The organism is Shewanella sp. OMA3-2 (assembly GCF_021513195.1).
GTDB lineage: Bacteria > Pseudomonadota > Gammaproteobacteria > Enterobacterales > Shewanellaceae > Shewanella.
This window is the reverse complement of sequence record NZ_CP090974.1, coordinates 1,222,889-1,240,843: the sequence shown is the minus strand read 5'-3', so window position 1 is coordinate 1,240,843 and position 17,955 is coordinate 1,222,889. Positions and strand designations below refer to the sequence as shown.

The following is a 17,955-nucleotide window of genomic DNA, read 5'->3' as shown; positions in this document are numbered from 1 at the left end:
TATCATCACCATCAATAAAAACTCGATGAGTAATTTTAGATCTTTGCTAATGCTAATGTATGAATGCAGATCACACTAATGAGGTATTCGGTAATTTTAAAACAGGATATCCGCTAGCAATTGTGAAGCAGATCACTGCAGAGGCTTTTAAGCATCGTTAAATGTCATTTTTACGACAAAAAATAATATTTGATGTTAGTGCTAGCATCAGCACTTAAAGACTGAAAAGTCGTTAATGCTGCATTATAAGTCTTTATGCAAGTTGGCTTACCTCTGTGATAAATAAAACACATATTCAAATAGAATATGTCATGAATAATACATGTAAAAAATTGCATATATAAATAAGTGTATATAAAATCATGTTTCAAATGGCACTTTAGAATCCAATGGCTTGCCATCATTGTGGTAGAGCAACTAAAAATATCAATCTCACTTTATAATTAACACCTAAGGCTAACAATGATTACCCCAACTCAATTTTTTAAATGTTTAGCCGACGAGACACGACTGCGTTGTTTAATGCTTATTCAGCAGGAAGGGGAATTATGTGTTTGCGAACTAACCGAAGCATTACAAGAAATTCAGCCCAAAATTTCACGAAATTTAGCCCAACTCCGTAAATGCGGTCTCTTGATCGATCGCCGTCAAGGTCAGTGGGTGTTCTATAGCATTAATGCTGACTTACCTGAATGGAGCCTGTTAGTACTAAGCGAAACTACTCAGCAAAATGCGCTTTTTTTAGCAGAAAACCTCAGCAATTTATGCAAAATGGGTGGACGACCTGAACGCCTAAAAGCGTGTTGTTAATGATGTAGATAAAAACGAATAACAATACTACCGAGCCATAACACCAATAAACGCTATTTGGGCTAAGTTTGCCACTGAGTGAAAATCGACTTCAAGCTTTAAGGTATTAATACCTATTTAAAATAAAAATCTAAGGATGCTACATGACAATTAAAATTGGAATTAACGGCTTTGGCCGCATGGGACGTTTAGCGCTAAGAGCAGCTTGGCAATGGGATGATGTTGAGTTTGTGCAAATTAACGACCCTGCCGGAGATACCGCCACCTTAGCCCATTTACTTACATTCGACTCAGTTCATGGCCGTTGGCAGCACGAGGCCAGCGCCGAAGCGGATGATATGATCATCAACGGTAAACGCATTGCCTGCACCCGCAACAACACTATCGGCGAAACAGATTGGTCAAACTGTGATGTGGTGATTGAAGCCTCTGGTAAAATGAAGACTAAAGAAGTACTACAAGCTTATTTAGATCAAGGTGTTAAACGCGTTGTGGTCACAGCCCTGGTGAAAGAAGACGATGTATTAAATATTGTAATGGGCGTGAATCATCAGCTTTATGACAAGGCGATTCATTCAATTGTTACTGCGGCCTCTTGCACGACTAACTGCTTAGCACCCATCGTCAAAGTCATTCACGAAAACATAGGCATAGTACATGGGTCTATGACGACGATTCACGACATTACCAATACCCAAACCATTTTAGATGCGCCGCATAAAGACCTTCGCCGTGCTCGAGCTTGTGGCTTAAGTCTTATTCCAACAACTACAGGTTCAGCGACTGCAATTACTCATATTTTTCCTGAACTCAAAGGCAAACTCAACGGCCATGCAGTGCGTATTCCGCTTGCCAATGCGTCATTAACCGATTGTGTGTTTGAGGTCAGCCGCCCAACCACAGAAGAAGAAGTTAACCGCTTATTTAAAGCCGCTGCTGAAGGGCCTTTAAAAGATATTTTAGGTTATGAAGAACGTCCTTTAGTGTCGGTCGATTACAAAACCGATCCACGCTCAAGCATCATCGACGCCCTGTCCACCATGATAATTAACGGCACTCAGGTTAAACTTTATGCCTGGTATGATAACGAATGGGGTTATGCAAATCGCGCTGCTGAACTCGCTCGTATGGTTGGCCAAATGGATAAAGCATCAGCTTAAATAAAGAGAACGCTATGGGACTTTTGACAGGTGAATAGTGCCGCTGAAATCGCCCGTATGGTTGGCCAAATGGATAAAGCATCAGCTTAAATAAAGAGAACTCTATGGGACTTTTGACAGGACTGTCGCCAGAAACTCGCCAATACCTAGTCGTTACGGGCAACTATTGGGCATTCACGCTGACCGATGGTGCCCTACGTATGCTAGTGGTGCTGTATTTTCATGGTTTAGGTTATAGCCCGCTAAATATTGCCATGCTATTCCTTTTTTATGAAATTTTTGGGGTAGTCACTAACTTAATTGGTGGCTGGTTAGGTGCACGTTTAGGGCTAAATAAGACCATGAATATCGGTCTTTTTATACAAATTGTTGCCCTTAGCATGCTATTAGTTCCCGCAGCTGCACTAACCATCCCTTGGGTCATGGCAGCGCAGGCTTTGTCTGGTATCGCAAAAGATCTCAATAAAATGAGCGCCAAAAGTAGCATCAAATTATTAGTGCCTGCCGATGCGCAGGGGCAACTGTATAAGTGGGTTGCGATATTAACCGGATCGAAAAATGCCTTAAAGGGAGCGGGCTTCTTTTTAGGCGGCGCCTTACTGACCATATTAGGTTTTCAGTATGCGGTGCTCAGCATGGCGGTGGGATTATTGCTGGTATGGATTTTCAGTCTATTCAGTTTGAAGCGCGATTTAGGTAAAGCCAAAAACAAACCTAAGTTCACTGAAATATTTTCAAAAAGTCAGCCGGTAAATACCCTTTCAGCGGCGCGGATGTTTTTATTTGGTGCACGAGATGTATGGTTTGTGGTCGCCTTACCCGTTTATCTGGCATCAACCTTTGGCTGGGATCATTGGTATGTCGGTGGTTTTCTGGCACTTTGGGTCATCGCTTATGGTGTCGTGCAAGCTTTTTCGCCCCGATTAACCGGTAAAACCCAAGGTAAAGTCCCCGATGGGCGCAGTGCTTTAGGCTGGGCAATGCTATTAAGCCTAGTGCCTGCAGCTATCGCACTGGCAATAAGTTATGACTTTTATGCAGCTTACATACTCGTGTGGGGATTAATGCTTTTCGGTGCATTATTTGCCATTAACTCTTCACTACACAGCTATTTGATCGTCAGCTATGCCAGCGAAGATGGCGTGTCATTAGATGTCGGCTTTTACTATATGGCCAATGCAATGGGACGTTTAATCGGCACTGTATTATCGGGTTGGGTGTATCAATTATATGGAATGGCAGCGTGCTTGTGGATATCAGCCATTTTTATTGCACTCGCCGCGCTTATTTCAATCAAACTGCCAAGGCATCAGCAAGCGTAAATGATTTGTGAGGTTAGATGAGATAACGCCTGAGCTGGTAAGGCCTAGGATATCTAACCTCAATAAACCTCTAAGCGGTAATCACTCTGGTTAGTTACACTGAGCAGACTCAATTTAAACTCAATTAAACTTTCATGGGCGTACATGGGCGTAAAAGGTGACTTCAAGTGCAAATGATCCGACTAGACGCCGCAAGTATATCCCTATAACCTCAGCCGCCCCTTCCATGGGTCAGACGGTCGTCTCGCAAACACCAATGGTTCACCTTTACAGGATTTGCGTAACCTTTTGGCTTTAAAAAACAAACCAATATTATGTATCCAAGACCTAATTGACCATCTAAGATTTGGACAAAAGCGGGTTAGAAGGTTCTATTGCATAACAGTCTGTTTTAGCTAAATTAAACTTTGACGCCATAATCACTTATTAGCATTTTAGCTATTATATGCACTAGGACATTTAGCTACTTGGCTAAATTCAACTTCGCTATTAATAAAAAGCACATTTATTTCATCAATTAACCACCGGTGGTTACTTTCAATAAACTTAAGATTGAATGATATAGGCATACTTTCTGTGTCATAACCATTCACTGTTAGACAACTAAAGTCATCACCAATAATTTCTAAATGATTAACTTCGCTGTCCATATAATTTTTGAATAACAATTGGTCTATAACGCCTGAACTATCAAGGTTTAGTCCACTTAATAACTGTTTACTAAAAAACTTAGGACTGACCTCGATTATGTTACTTCCACTAGTATTCGATTTATAATCTACAAAAGTAGAATAAAGAGTAAGTTCAGCCTTATGTGTAACACATGCACCAAGTAAGAAAACTAACGCTAATAAAAAAAGTCTCATGATTACCTCCCCATAATTCTTTGTAATTCCACATCATAAGCGTTATGCCTCCCTTTAAGAGCTCTTGCTGCTCTACATAAAAGACCCGAACAAGAAGTAATTAAATCTTCTAAATCAAAATCCCCCATAACAGTTAAGCTAATTGCTTCTAAATTGAAAGTAGCATTATAGCCTACCTTCATAGCACCTTTGTTTTCAAAATCAACCGTTACCCTTTTAATTTTAACACCTAATTTATTCAATACTGGTGTACCACTAAAAGTTAAAGAACCTGCAGTCCCAGAGAGTGTTGCATTTCCATTTTGATCTACGACTAATTTAGCTTTTCCCTTTTCTACCATTATATTAGTTGTTAACCCTTTATCTTTGGAATAAGCAACCTCAAGAAACTTAGCAATCGTAATTTTAACTTCACTTCTTGTTATATTCATTTAAGAACTCCTTTCTAGTTTAATGATTTAAATGCAACGGCTATGAGAGTGAACTCAATAAACACCCTGAGAAGCAAATCAAAACACAACATCCATATCGATTTAATTATTAATATTTTTAGTAACTTATCAGTTTGGTTCGCTTCAGACAATCCCACTTTAGTCTGTATTTTTATAGAAAGGTAATCCCCCCTAAAAATAGCTGATTTCAAAAGTAGAATTTTCTCGTAATATATACATCAATGATAAATGCATAAAAAGAAGTAGCGACTTGTGCAGATAAATAACTTTTAGGTCCAATCGAAGAGATTTAGTGGCGCTGTGTAAACGCGGCTGCGGCCTTTGCCAGCATGGATGCTGGCGTAGAGCCCACAGGGATGTGCTTGTGGCGTGCCGCAGAAGCGTTTGCGCATAAAGCCTAATGAGGCTCCAAGTTTTCAATACTCTTTTGCCTATGTTCTGCCGTTAACATCAACATCCATCAAGCTCGATAGTTGCCCATCAATTAGCTGATAACAAGCATCCATTTGCGTTAATGCTGTGGTTCTGTGGCTGATCATCAACACCGTTTTATGTTCAGCAAAGGCGAATAAGGTGGCAAGTATTTCTCGCTCGGTGCGCTTATCTAATCCTTCTGTGGGTTCATCTAACAGTAAAAGTGGTGCATCACGCAGTAAAGCGCGGGCTACGCCAATTCTGCGCTGCTCGCCGCCAGATAATTGCCTGCCGCCTTCGCCCATCCACATGTCTAACGGATTATCACCTTGTAATAAATGACTTAAGCCAACTTGTGACAACACATAAGTTAACTTGTCATCGTGGGCTTTACGTTTTTCAGCGGCAACATAAGGTAACGCCAACACTAAATTGTCACGCAATGTGCCACTAAATAAATGCACTCGTTGGCTGACGACTGACATGGATGCGCGTAAGTTTGCCTCATTATAATTTTCAATCGGCTGACCATCTAAAGTAATACTGCCTGAGTTTGCTTGCCATTCGCGGGTGATCATATGTAATAAGCTTGATTTACCGCAGCCAGTTTTACCGACAATAGCCACTTTATGTCCAGCTGGTATATTCAAATTCAGGCCTTGTAAAACAACCTGATTAGCGTGATAACCAAAATGTAAATTGCTGATAACCAATGCGCCCGTTTTAGCCTTAATTGCTTCATTAATAGCTTCGTTGCTGCCAAATTGAATCGCTGGAACTTGCTCAGTAATAGCCGTGACCCTTGTGGCCGCTAATACTGTGCTAGATAAATGCTGAAATGCGCCCGCTATTGGCATCATCATTTCTAAACAGGCCATAGTGGCAAATATGATCAAGGCAAATAATGGCCCTGGCGGCACCGCATCGCCCACGCCATTTGCGGCTAAATACAGCATCAACAATACCGCAAAACCGTTGGTTAAAATTAATAGCGCCTGACTTAAACCGGTAATTTTTGCCATCGCAATTTGGCTATTAAAAAAGGTTTGTTGCTGTTGATGCACTTTGGCTAAATAACGTGAATTAGCAGCAAATAAGCTTAATTCAGCTTGGCCTTGAATAACATCCAGTAGCTGTACTCTAAAGCTTTGTTTAGTTTCAATTAACTGTTGGCCAGGGCTTTGCCCAATTGATAAAAAATACTCGGTAATATCAATAAAACTAAAAGCAAAAAGCCGCACAGCGCTAACGCTAAGCTAGCATCAAACCAGGCGATAAACGCATACAGGGCAGCAATCATCAATAATGATGCGCTGATAGGGGTAATAAGGCGTAAATAAAGGTGATCTAAAGTATCAATATCGGCCACTAAGCGATTTAATAAATCGCCTCGGCGCAAACCAGTTAAATTAGCTGCACTAAGGGGTAATAGCTTTTGCCACGCCCACACTCTTAGTTCAGTTAACAACTTAAAGGTGGCTTCATGGGTCGCTAAACGTTCACCATATCGACTTGCAGTGCGGGCGATAGAAAAAAATCGCACTCCGCCAGCGGGGGTAAAAAAGTTAAAAACCTGCGCGGTGGCAACGGTTAGCCCAGCCACTGCGGTGGCGGATAAAAACCAGCCCGATAACGACAATAAGCCCACGCCAGCAAGTAGGGTAATAAAGCTGAGTAATAACCCCACTAGCATCATTAACCATTGGCGCTTAAATAAATGTACAAAAGGTAATAGCACTTTCATTAATTGACCTCCTGTTGCAGCAATTGATAAAAGCTGCCCTGGGCTGCCATTAATGTTTGATAATCCCCCTGTTCCACCAGCTTGCCTTTGTCGATGACGATAATGTTATCCACTTGGGTTAACTCATTTAATTTATGCGTCACCATTAAGGTGGTTTTAGCCGCTATCGCTTCAGATAAAGTGCCCATAACGGCTTCAGCGCTTTGTTCATCTAAACTTGCTGTCGGCTCATCCAGTATAAACACACTGGCTTGTTGGCTGAGCGCTCTGGCTAAAGCGATACGCTGGGCTTGCCCAACTGATACGCCAGATGATTGATCGCTTATTATCGACTGTAACCCTTGCGGATGCTGAGTCACAAAATCAGCAACTTGAGCTTGTTCAAGTAACACCATAATGTCTTGTTCACTTAACTCGGGTCTGCCTAATGCCACGTTTTCAGCAATTGTGCCATGGAATAACTGCGGGTCTTGTCCTAGCCAGGCAAGGTGTTTGCGCCAATGGGCTAGACTGATAGCGTCAAAGGGTTGGTCATTAATGAGTAACTCGCCTTCATAGGGTAAAAAACCTAACAAGGCTTGCAGCAAACTGGTTTTACCCGCGCCGCTAGCGCCTACAATCGCCACATGTTGCCCAGCGGTAATAGTGAATGAAACCGGCCCAAGCAAGCATTGACCATCAATACTCATCACCCGTAAATCTGTCGCCCTGATGCTAACCTTGTTAAGATCAGGCGTTTGATTGCCATCAGAGTGAACATGAGAAAGAGGATAATCTAATAACTCGACTAAAGACTCTGCTGCGCCAATCGCCTGCGCTTTAGCGTGATAATGGGTGCCTAAGTCTCGTAGTGGTTGAAAAAACTCAGGTGCGAGCATAAGCACAAACATGCCAGTAAATAAGCTGATCCCTAAACCATAATGACCAAAATCTAAATGGTCTAAATAGCTAAAGCCAAAATACACTGCCAATACAGCAATAGATATTGCCGCAAAAAACTCTAACACCGCTGAACTTAAAAATGCCAGCCGCAATACAGACATAGTACGGCTGCGAAAGTCTTCTGATGCTTGATGGATTTGTTTAATCTCAGCTTCACCACGGTAAAATAATTTTAAGGTGCTCAGACCTTGTAAGCGATCCATAAAATGGCCACTTAATCGGCTTAAGGCACTGAAATTTTTACGGTTAGCATCAGCAGCGCCCATGCCCACTAAAATCATAAACAGTGGAATAAGTGGCGCTGTGGTTAACAGTATCACTCCAGCGGCCCAGTTTAAGGGAAAAACCAGCACTAAAATAAACACCGGAATAAACCCTGCTAACAGCATTTGTGGTACATATTTACTGTAAAAATCATGTAAATCCTCTACCTGCTCCAGCACAATACTCGCCCAGGCACCCGCGGGCTTGCCGTTAATAAATGCTGGCCCTAAGGCAACTAGCTTATTTAATACCGCTTGCCTGATGTCTTGGCGAAGTAATCTTCCCGCCTCAAAGCTGAATCGTTCGCGCCAGTACACTAAAACTGCGCGGGAGAGTAATAATGTGGCTAAACCAATAAAAAATGGCAGTAATTGACTGACGGTTAATCCCGTCATAATCACCCCATGCAAAATATTAGCAATACAGTAAGCCTGACCTATGATGGCCACGCCATTTAACAGTCCGAGTAAGGTAGCTAATTTAAGGTATATACCGCAGGCTGATTGCTGACTTTTAAGCCATGTGGCTAATGACTTTTCTAACGACTTATCCATGAAACTCCAACAACAATTCTTGATGCCCTACTGGCTAGATTAAAGGCCCAACACTAAGAAGAAATAGAATAATAAAAATAGATAATAGTTTTAAAATGCAGTATCGCAGTTGTCATTCACCTAAATACAATGAGTCGGCTAATAATGTTAACTGGTGCATATTTTATTTATTGATGAGACGAATCCTGCTAGATAAATGGTTTCACTCTTGAGGATTTATTGCGCCGTACCTCACCAACACATGCCAAAGCAGTTTTAATTCTTGCACTTTTTTCGCATGGCTTGAGCGCTCGCTCCAGCTTGTAGGTTGCTTACATAATGTATAGGCCGCTTGCCCTAAAATGGCGGCATCGATAATATTATTCTGGGCAATGCTTTGTGCCAACATAGGCATATTAGCCCCCCGAAAATCACTTGGTACATCTTCTACCGATAACTGATACCCACCATGCCATAGCAACTGAATATCAAACTCATCACATAAAGCTTCTAACAAATTCCCCACTTGCGTGTCTTTGAAACTGGGGTCGGCTACCAATATTTCGATATCATGATCTAAGGATACGTCACCGTGGATCTGTGCCTCAATATAATGGTCAAGGTTACAACTTGGCGAACGAGTAAATCTCCCCATGGTGGCATTGGCTAAATCTGTGGTTAAATACTCAATCAATTTAGCTGGTTTAAGCCCTTGAATACCTAACGCATAATGACGCTCAAAACTTTCACTTAATAATGCCGCTAACACACCGTCGAAACAGTTTATGGTGCCCTTTTCTTTTGGTAATCGATAAGAGTCCATATAGCTGAATGTACTGCGCGACAACACTTGTGGGGTGGTCAGAAAGTAGCAACTGCCAAATCGTGGTGCCGGCCCTAATGAGCATAAGCCTAAATCGAGAGCGCCATATTTAGGCCGATGTTTGATGCCCGAATAACATTGACCAAATAGCTGGTTTTCCCAATGGTCTCTTGGCCCGCCTAACTCGGGCGATAATTGCCCATTAGAAATATGAGTTTCAAACTGGCTTTTATAAACACCGTCTTTTATCAGGCCTTCAACCACTCTTAAACCACGACTATCAACTCTATCTGGATGAAAGTGCAGCGCAATTCGGCCATGCTGATTTAATCTGCGCATCGCAAGTTGCAGTGAAACCATAGAGATATTTGACATTGACAGTACGTTTTTTATCAACGCATGGGCGGGGTCACGCAGCACTAGCGCAATTTTTTCAATATGTGATAGAGCCGCCTGTTTTGGGGTCATGAACTGCCTTATAAGACAAAATAGAAACGAAAAGTAGCTACAAAATTACCCACAAATTAGTATAACAACTAACTCAAGGGTGGTAGCGATATAGCTAATTACAGTTATAGAATGCACCAAGCAATTCATTGTATGCAATATTTCTTTGTTTGGCACTGAAGATTAAGACTTTTTCACGATGCTGAAAGACGTGTTTAGATAGCACTCATATCCCTTTTCAGGTAAGATGCACGCCCGCCGATATTGGCTACCTTAATATATTTAACCGCCCTAGGCTGTTAACTGAGATGTAATCTATGAGTTTTGAAAACCTAGGACTAAGTGCTGCTATTTTAAAAGCGGTTGCCAAACAAGGTTATGACACCCCATCCCCTATTCAAGCCCAAGCCATTCCTGCAGTACTAAACGGTCTAGATGTAATGGCTGCAGCGCAAACAGGTACAGGTAAAACAGCGGGATTTACTCTCCCTATTCTAGAATTATTATCCCAAGGTACGCCGGTTAAACGCGGTCATGTCCGTACTTTGATATTAACACCTACCCGTGAGCTTGCCGCGCAGGTTCAAGACAGTGTCGCGACTTATGGTAAACATTTACCGCTTAAATCGGCTGTTGTATTTGGCGGTGTGTCTATTCAACCACAACTGGCATCACTTAAAAATGGTGTTGATATTTTAGTGGCAACGCCTGGACGTTTATTGGATCTATATCAACAACGTGCGATCAACTTTGATCATCTTGAGATTTTAGTTCTCGATGAAGCCGATCGCATGTTAGATATGGGCTTTATTCGTGACATTCGTAAAATTTTGTCATTCTTGCCAGCTAAAAGACAAAACCTAATGTTCTCTGCAACATTTTCTGTCGACATTCGTGAGCTAGCAAAAGGTTTGGTAAACAACCCTGTTGAAATTTCTGTTACCCCGCGTAACAGTACGGCCAACAGCGTTGAGCAAAGTATTTACACTGTAGATAAAACCCGTAAGTCAGCTGCGTTAATCGAACTGATTAAAATCAATAACTGGAACCAGGTATTGGTATTTTCCCGCACTAAGCACGGCGCTAACCGTTTAGCCAAAAGCTTAGAGTCAGCTGATATTTCAGCCGTAGCGATTCACGGTAATAAAAGTCAAACCGCACGTACTAAAGCCTTAGCAGACTTTAAACGCGGTGCGGCTCAAGTGATGGTTGCGACCGACATTGCTGCCCGTGGTATTGATATCGACCAACTGCCTTTTGTAGTTAACTTTGACTTACCGCAAGTACCAGAAGATTATGTGCACCGTATTGGTCGAACTGGCCGTGCAGGTGCTTCAGGCGAAGCTGTGTCTTTAGTCGGTGATGAAGAAGGCAAATTATTACGTGATATCGAAAAACTGATTCAACGCCAACTTCCCCGTAAGGTGCTAATCGGCTTTGAAGCGAACTTTACCTTACCTGAAACCCAATTAACGGGTTCTTCAACAGGGCAAAAGTCTAGCGCGAGTCGCACTAAAACCTCAGGTTCAGGACAGGATAAAAAAATCCACCAAAGACGTCAGGGTAATAATGAGCAGAAGAAAAATACTGATGGCACTGCCGCAAAAGGGGCGACCACACAAAGTCGTCCGCCTAGACGCCAAAAGCCATTAGTTGATTTAGGTGCTAAATTTGCTAACCGAGCACAAACACCTAAGCCAAGTGACAACGACTCAGGCGAGCGCAAAGCGCCAGCTAAAGCAAGCCAACCTAAGCCGCAATCGCAGCCTAGACAGGCTAAGCCTAGCGAATCTAAACCTAGCCCTGCATCAACAAATAAAGTTGATCCTTATGCTAATGCAAAGATTAAGTTCCAAGCAAAAGATTGATACTGAGTTAATGCATTTGATGAATAGTTGATGTGCTATTGATTCGCTGTCAGTAAAAAATTGATATAAAAATGGAGGCTTATTGGCCTCCATTTTTATATCTGCCATTTACCCACAACACATTATTTATCTGTAGATGCTGATGCTGAAATAGTGACTCTTTCTTGATTAGACAGCCGTATTTCAATCCCTTCTATTGTGGTTATTTTTCTGGCGTGGATGTCTTTTTTACGCACCTGATATTGGCTAGACATAGCCTCTATAGGTGAAGATATTTTTACCGTGACAATTTGATTATCGTCATACCACCCCCAGCCCCACAATACCGCTGTCGACAAGATACACACCATGATGAAACTGTAAATGACCCGTTTATTAAAGATAGGATGCGATGAATGCTGCGTCACTGCTTGGGCGGTTTTACTGGAAGATGACTTCCCACGGCGCAGGTAAAAAGACGCCCCAATAATAATCAGCAAAGTGATAATGATTTTGATCAACACGCATCTCTCCAACAACAAATAGCGTTATATTGTACGTCAATTAAATTAAAAAACTGTTATTCGCCTCGTTAAATGCAGTCAATCGTCCGCGATTTGTCGCACTTAACGAAAAATAGGTCAATTGCTATAAAATAAAGTCTATAGTAGTACATCGAGTAATGTGGAGATTTACATGTTAGAGATTGCTTTAATTTATTTAGCTGCAGCATTATTTTCAGTCACCATAGCTAAACGAGTCGGTTTAGGCTCAGTGCTGGGTTACCTTATTGCAGGAATGCTAATTGGCCCCTATTTATTGGGTTTAGTCGGCGATCAAACAGACGTTATGCACTTTGCTGAATTTGGCGTAGTCATGATGCTATTTTTAGTTGGCTTAGAATTACAGCCATCAAGGCTGTGGAAATTAAGACACTCAATACTGGGTCTTGGTGGCTTACAGGTCAGCATCACCACTTTGGTGATATTTAGCAGCTGTTTATTTATCTTCGAATTACCCTGGCAAAGCGCCTTAGCAATAGGCTTAATGCTGGCATTGTCCTCTACCGCGATTGTATTACAAACTTTATCGGAAAAAGGTTGGATACAGCAGGAAGCGGGCCAAAATAGCTTCTCTGTATTACTGTTCCAAGATATTGCCGTTATCCCTATTCTTGCCCTATTGCCTTTGCTGGCGTTTACCGACTTATCACCCACAACAGCACACAATAACCTCACAGCAAGCTTGCCTGCTTACCTACAAGTAGTTGTTTCAATTACTGTGATCATCGGTATTATTTTAGCCGGCAAGTACATATCAGCGCCATTATTTAGATACATTGCTGATACTCGCTTACGAGAATTGTTCACGGTATTTGCGCTATTTTTGGTTATTTCAATCGCTTTCATTATGCAAAGTATTGGCCTCTCACCTGCACTTGGTACATTTTTAGCGGGAGTGGTATTAGCAGAAAGCGAGTTTAGACATGAATTAGAAGCGGATATAGAACCTTTTAAAGGCTTATTGCTAGGGTTATTCTTCATTACGGTTGGCGCATCAATAAACTTCCCATTACTGTTTGAACAGTTGGCTTTAGTATTGATGCTAGTCATAGGGTTAATAGCCATTAAAGCCAGCGTGCTATTTATGTTGGCCAAACTGTTTAAGATGCAAACCAAGCAAAAGTGGTTATTTACATTAGCCTTAGCCCAAGGTGGTGAGTTTGCCTTTGTATTGTTATCACTGACCAATTCACTGCAAATACTCTCCCCTGAGCAAAGTGAAATGACCACATTAGTCGTCGCTATTTCTATGCTTATGGCCCCTTTATTATTGATTTTTTACGATAAAGTTATTAACAAGCACGAGGACACAGAGCAAGCTGATTTTGATAAACCAGCCGATATAGAAGCCACCCAACACGTTATCATTGCAGGCTATGGTCGTTTTGGACAAATTGTCGGACGTTTACTGTCCGCACAGGGTTATCATATTTCAGTGCTAGACCACAGCCCAAGCCAAATAGAAGTGTTAAGACGCTTTGGCAATAAGGTATTTTATGGTGATGCAGCAAGACAAGACTTGCTTGAAGCATCTGGCGCCAAAAATGCCAAAATGCTTGTCATCGCAGTAGATAATGCCGACAAAATTATTGAAATCGCCACACTCGCACGCAAACATTATCCCCATTTAAAAATTGTTGCCCGCGCGGTTGATAGGCGCCATGCCTATGAACTCATTCGCATCGGCGTTAGCCATTTTAAACGGGAAACCTTTGACTCAGCATTAAACTTAGGTGTCGATGCGTTAACACTGTTAGGTCACAGCCAGGCCGATTCAGAACGAGCAGGGCAATTATTTTCTAAACACGATAATGAATCACTCAGCTTACTCGCCGACTTATGGGGTGATGACCACAGTTATGGCGTCGCAGTAAAACAACGTAGCGAAGATTTACGCCAAGTTCTGGCGAAAGATAAGCAGCAACAAGACAAACTCAATACTTGCCATGGTGAGGATTGTTAACGCCTTAAATAAACATCAACTAATTATAGAGTGCAAAAACTAGCGAGGTATTGACCTGAGCGCATATAAAACAAAATAATGGCGCTCACCCCTTCTTATCAAACCACTGTCTTTATTGATAATTTAATAGTTGTAAATATCTATAGACATCTTTATGACACATCCACCTAAGCAAATGATAATAATTTGTTAAAAAATTTGAATGTATGAGCCTAGTTAGGTTATCTTGTGCCTTGCAAAAGAAGTGTATATGCGCTCATTTTGCATCAAGCATTTGGAAAAAGTGTCTACATAGAAATGTCATGGAAGATATTAATACAGTAATTCATTGTAATATAATAATTTTAACTTATTAATCTTTTTCCTTACTGTGCAAAATACGCTTCTGAAAACACTATTGCGGGCAGCTTTGTTATCAACAAACAGAGCCTCGGGATAGGTTAACGAATATAACGATAAATAGAATAACAATAAAAACTTATCATTATCGATTGAAGATTTGCAAGGATAAAGCACCATGAACGAAGCTAGTCAACCTAGCCAACAGAACACCATCATCGAAGAAATTAAAAACCGCGTCCTAGAAGTAGACGCGCTTCGTCATGGAACACAGCATCCTGAAGATATCGAATTACCACTCGATTATATTGAAGCCTTAGACGAGGTGACCTCAATCGATCGTGAGGAAATTGAAGATATCGCACGTGATGTCATTGCTAAGCATAAAAATATCACCCGTGTGCTACCGCCAAAAAGACAGAAAAATAAACAGCGTGATGTTAATCAATGGTTAATTAACATTTCGTTATTACTCATTATCAGTGTTATTGTCAAAGTGGTGTTTTTAGATGATGGCAGCCCAAAAGATCCTAGCGAGAAAACCTTTGCGACAACAATAGCTTCTACAGATTTTAGTGCCTTGCAACAAGAGGCAACCAACACCTTTAGTAGCATTGTCGATTCGGCGTTAGCGTTAATCCCCAACGCTGAGGACTTACCAGATCTCCCTTTCAGTATTGAAGATTTCGACACAGCCGCAATTGAAGCGTCAGCATCACAAACATTGTCTTCTATTATCCAATCAGCAAAAGATTTATTACCTCAAGAAGATATTCAAACAGTTAGTAATAATGAGGTTGTGCAAGCTGAAGATGAAATAATTATTGCAGAGCAAAATCTTGCTGAAGCGGTCCCTGTTTCAGAAACAAGAGTGACTCAAACAACCAATACAGACATCGCTGCAGAAACAAGAGTGACTCAAACAACCAATACAGACATCGCTGCAGAAACAAAAGAAGCAGAAACAAAAGAAAACCTTATCGCCAACAACGACATTGCTTCAACATCTGATACAGAATCAGACTCAAAGCCAACTTCTATACCATCAAGTAAAGCCACTCTTGCAAAAGCACAAGCCGTTATCGCTGAAGCACCTATAGAAACGGAGCAGACCCTCGCGCTAGCAGCGCCTCAAGTAACCAATAAAGTCATTGAAAATGCGATGACCAAAGGCACTACCGTTGAAGAAGAGCTAGAAAAAGCGGCTTTATCAAATGCCGGCAGTGATATTACAACTGCAAATACTATCGCTAATACAGGGATTGATGTTGTTACACCAAAAGCAGTTATTGAAGACGCGACTATTGCAGCGCTTCCTGATGAAATAGCGAGTATCACTGCAACCAACAAACCTGTTATAGAACACCCTATTGAACAAAAATCTCTTATAAAAAATCCTGTTACAAAAAGCAGTACCGCTCATGTCAATAACACTCAAGTTGACGCCATTGCAGTTATTAAAGACGTATCAGACAAGGCAGATAAAGCAATCGCCTTAGCCTCAACAGTGAACAGTGATGCCATAGCGGAAGTAGTAAGCACTGAACAGAAAGTAGCAACCCAGACGGTAGAAGTGGCAGACGTTATAGAAGTGACAGCGCAACAGCCTTCTAATACTGAAAAAAGCCCCCTGAATTAACAGCTAAAACCGCTGTTGTCGATGCGATTGACATAGCCCAGAATGACACCCATATTAGTGCCGCCAATGTCGAAGCTGAAAATAAAGATACATTAGCAACTGAAGCTATAGCGACTGTACCAGTCATAATTTCTGACACAAAGCTAATGAAAGTGTTAGATGAGGCTTTCATTCAACTAAGCAACATAAAGGCACTACCTCTCCCTGATCTAGCGATTAAAGCTAAAGATATTAAAGCTGAAACGGCTTCTGCCAATACTGAAATAACTGATGCAGAAAGTATTGATATCGCCGATACAGATATTGCCACCACCGAGATAATAAATATCGCGGTAGCTAACACCTCTGGCGCAGACAAGCAGGTAACTACCGTACCTGAAAAAGACGTAACACCGTCAACAACGGCTAATAATACATTACCGGTTGAACCCCAATTAATCACCCAAGAAACAACAGCGCTTATCGAGCAACCTAAAGATATACAAGCAATAGAGACTAAGGTTACAGATACTAAGATTACAAATACTAAGGCGACAGTTCCTCAAGTCACCTCAATCGCACCAGTTGAGCTTATTGCAGACGCCAAACCACCTAAGCCAACAGCAAAGGTCACTGCAGAGAAAAAGCAGACCGTAGCAGAAGCTCAAACAAATCTTGCCCTAACACAGGTAAACTCAAACCAAGCGGTATCAACTTTGAGCGCAAAACCTATATCGACAGAGCCAGAAATTACTCAACTAACGCTAGCAGCACGAACGCTAGCAAAACTAAATATAGAGCCTGAACCAAACATAGGAGCAGAACTCAATATCGAATCAGCCGATATTAATACTCCGACTGAGACAGCCCCAAATACGCCATCAAATAGTGCATCTCAAGTCTTACGGGCAACATTAAACGCTGATGATGCAATAGATGAAGTAACACAAAAATTAATTGCAGCTCAACAAGCACCGTCAAATATAAAGGCGATAACCCAGCAAGTGGTATCGCAGATAGCCCAACCTAAGCCCAATAACACCGAAGCGGCTGCCCTAACGGTACAAGCTACACCTGTGGTGCCAGAACAAACTGTTTCCCAGCAAACACAGCCTAAGCAAGCTGCATCCAAAGCTGATGAAGTAGTGCGACAAACGGTTACTCCTGCGATAGCTGCACCGGCAATAAATGCACCTACAATAAATGCACCTGCTACGGCACAGGTAGTGGCAAGTAAGCAAAACTCACAAACTAATTATAATGGTCTGAATCTTAAGCTGCAGTTAAACTCTATTGTTGATTTAACCCAACTGGCTAAAATGTCGGTATCACAATTTTATAACCAAAAATCAAGACTACCAAAACCATCGGATAACATTGATTTACCTATTAATGACCTTAAAGCACATCCGTTAATCAATGATATTTATCTATCAGAGCAAAGTGATGTTATTGTGAAATTAGCCAAATATTATGGCGATGATTCACAGCTGACTTTTACTCCAAGTATCACTAATGATGTAGGGTTAATTAACTGGAAGTGCCATGCCAATATCGACCCATCGCTACTTGTTGGTCCAGGCGAATCACCTTGTAGTTTAACCCAAAGTGCTGCAGCCCCAGCGTCAACTACCAAGCTTTAATTATTCAAGTCGCACACTTTGACTATAAAATGATTTTAACAAAGTATTAAACTAAAAAAGCATAAGCGCGAGCTTATGCTTTTTTAGTTTATCCGGCAAAGTCATCCATCAGTATTGGCCTTTAAAAACAAACAAGCGCTAGTTCATAAGCACATTGTTGCTCACTAAACTAAGTGATCTAATAGTGATTCTCCATATTGCCACA

General features: G+C 41.4%; 12 protein-coding genes and 1 pseudogene. 7 read left to right on the top strand and 6 right to left on the bottom strand.

The annotated features are described in order from the left end of the window. Nucleotides 1-462 precede the first annotated feature (462 nt). From L0B17_RS05475 to arsJ, 3 genes are all read left to right on the top strand, one after another. Nucleotides 463-810, top strand: coding sequence for a metalloregulator ArsR/SmtB family transcription factor (locus L0B17_RS05475; protein ID WP_235088196.1), 348 nt, complete (start codon nt 463-465; stop codon nt 808-810). Between the two features lie 143 nt (nt 811-953). Continuing rightward, nucleotides 954-1,970 (top strand): ArsJ-associated glyceraldehyde-3-phosphate dehydrogenase, encoded by a 1,017-nt coding sequence (locus L0B17_RS05470; RefSeq protein ID WP_235088195.1) that lies wholly within the window; start codon nt 954-956, stop codon nt 1,968-1,970. A gap of 104 nt (nt 1,971-2,074) precedes the next feature. Further along, the gene (gene arsJ / locus L0B17_RS05465) at nt 2,075-3,292 is read left to right on the top strand and encodes an organoarsenical effux MFS transporter ArsJ (protein ID WP_235088193.1); all 1,218 of its coding nucleotides are present in this window, start codon (nt 2,075-2,077) and stop codon (nt 3,290-3,292) included. 434 nt (nt 3,293-3,726) lie between these two features. Here the strand turns inward: arsJ and L0B17_RS05460 are convergent, their stop codons facing one another. The 5 genes and pseudogenes from L0B17_RS05460 to L0B17_RS05440 form a co-directional block, all read right to left on the bottom strand. Continuing rightward, nucleotides 3,727-4,158: a hypothetical protein gene (locus L0B17_RS05460; RefSeq protein ID WP_235088191.1), complete on the bottom strand. Its 432-nt coding sequence runs from the start codon at nt 4,156-4,158 to the stop codon at nt 3,727-3,729. 2 nt (nt 4,159-4,160) lie between these two features. Further along, nucleotides 4,161-4,589: a hypothetical protein gene (locus L0B17_RS05455; protein WP_235088189.1), complete on the bottom strand. Its 429-nt coding sequence runs from the start codon at nt 4,587-4,589 to the stop codon at nt 4,161-4,163. Nucleotides 4,590-5,041: 452 nt separating this feature from the next. Beyond that, nucleotides 5,042-6,768: pseudogene (gene cydC, locus L0B17_RS05450) on the bottom strand (heme ABC transporter ATP-binding protein/permease CydC). Further along, nucleotides 6,768-8,528: a heme ABC transporter permease/ATP-binding protein CydD gene (gene cydD, locus L0B17_RS05445; protein WP_235088187.1), complete on the bottom strand. Its 1,761-nt coding sequence runs from the start codon at nt 8,526-8,528 to the stop codon at nt 6,768-6,770. The pseudogene cydC and the gene cydD overlap by 1 nt, the downstream one beginning before the upstream one ends. Nucleotides 8,529-8,730: 202 nt before the next feature. Further along, complete coding sequence (locus L0B17_RS05440) at nt 8,731-9,798, bottom strand: DUF3626 domain-containing protein (protein WP_235088186.1); 1,068 nt, start codon at nt 9,796-9,798, stop codon at nt 8,731-8,733. A gap of 296 nt (nt 9,799-10,094) precedes the next feature. Here L0B17_RS05440 and L0B17_RS05435 point away from each other — a divergent pair, with 296 nt between their 5' ends. Further along, complete coding sequence (locus L0B17_RS05435; RefSeq protein WP_235088184.1) at nt 10,095-11,645, top strand: DEAD/DEAH box helicase; 1,551 nt, start codon at nt 10,095-10,097, stop codon at nt 11,643-11,645. Nucleotides 11,646-11,767: 122 nt separating this feature from the next. On the opposite strand, the gene L0B17_RS05430 is transcribed toward L0B17_RS05435, so the two are convergent. Then, nucleotides 11,768-12,148, bottom strand: coding sequence for a hypothetical protein (locus L0B17_RS05430; RefSeq protein ID WP_235088182.1), 381 nt, complete (start codon nt 12,146-12,148; stop codon nt 11,768-11,770). Between the two features lie 172 nt (nt 12,149-12,320). Between L0B17_RS05430 and L0B17_RS05425 the strand changes: the two genes are divergently transcribed. From L0B17_RS05425 to L0B17_RS05415, 3 genes are all read left to right on the top strand, one after another. After that, the gene (locus tag L0B17_RS05425; protein ID WP_235088180.1) at nt 12,321-14,150 is read left to right on the top strand and encodes a monovalent cation:proton antiporter-2 (CPA2) family protein; all 1,830 of its coding nucleotides are present in this window, start codon (nt 12,321-12,323) and stop codon (nt 14,148-14,150) included. Nucleotides 14,151-14,667: 517 nt separating this feature from the next. Further along, a complete protein-coding gene (locus L0B17_RS05420) occupies nt 14,668-16,128 on the top strand; it encodes a hypothetical protein (RefSeq protein ID WP_235088178.1) in 1,461 nt (486 codons plus the stop codon). Between the two features lie 146 nt (nt 16,129-16,274). Then, nucleotides 16,275-17,750 (top strand): hypothetical protein, encoded by a 1,476-nt coding sequence (locus L0B17_RS05415; RefSeq protein WP_235088176.1) that lies wholly within the window; start codon nt 16,275-16,277, stop codon nt 17,748-17,750. Nucleotides 17,751-17,955: the final 205 nt, after the last annotated feature.

What these genes read in the sequence shown, in the direction of transcription:
- L0B17_RS05475 (WP_235088196.1), top strand. Translation starts at nt 463, where the DNA reads ATGATTACCCCAACTCAATTTTTTAAATGTTTAGCCGACGAGACACGA.
- L0B17_RS05470 (WP_235088195.1), top strand. Translation starts at nt 954, where the DNA reads ATGACAATTAAAATTGGAATTAACGGCTTTGGCCGCATGGGACGTTTA.
- arsJ (WP_235088193.1), top strand. Translation starts at nt 2,075, where the DNA reads ATGGGACTTTTGACAGGACTGTCGCCAGAAACTCGCCAATACCTAGTC.
- L0B17_RS05460 (WP_235088191.1), bottom strand. Translation starts at nt 4,158, where the DNA reads ATGAGACTTTTTTTATTAGCGTTAGTTTTCTTACTTGGTGCATGTGTT.
- L0B17_RS05455 (WP_235088189.1), bottom strand. Translation starts at nt 4,589, where the DNA reads ATGAATATAACAAGAAGTGAAGTTAAAATTACGATTGCTAAGTTTCTT.
- cydD (WP_235088187.1), bottom strand. Translation starts at nt 8,528, where the DNA reads ATGGATAAGTCGTTAGAAAAGTCATTAGCCACATGGCTTAAAAGTCAG.
- L0B17_RS05440 (WP_235088186.1), bottom strand. Translation starts at nt 9,798, where the DNA reads ATGACCCCAAAACAGGCGGCTCTATCACATATTGAAAAAATTGCGCTA.
- L0B17_RS05435 (WP_235088184.1), top strand. Translation starts at nt 10,095, where the DNA reads ATGAGTTTTGAAAACCTAGGACTAAGTGCTGCTATTTTAAAAGCGGTT.
- L0B17_RS05425 (WP_235088180.1), top strand. Translation starts at nt 12,321, where the DNA reads ATGTTAGAGATTGCTTTAATTTATTTAGCTGCAGCATTATTTTCAGTC.
- L0B17_RS05420 (WP_235088178.1), top strand. Translation starts at nt 14,668, where the DNA reads ATGAACGAAGCTAGTCAACCTAGCCAACAGAACACCATCATCGAAGAA.
- L0B17_RS05415 (WP_235088176.1), top strand. Translation starts at nt 16,275, where the DNA reads ATGAAAGTGTTAGATGAGGCTTTCATTCAACTAAGCAACATAAAGGCA.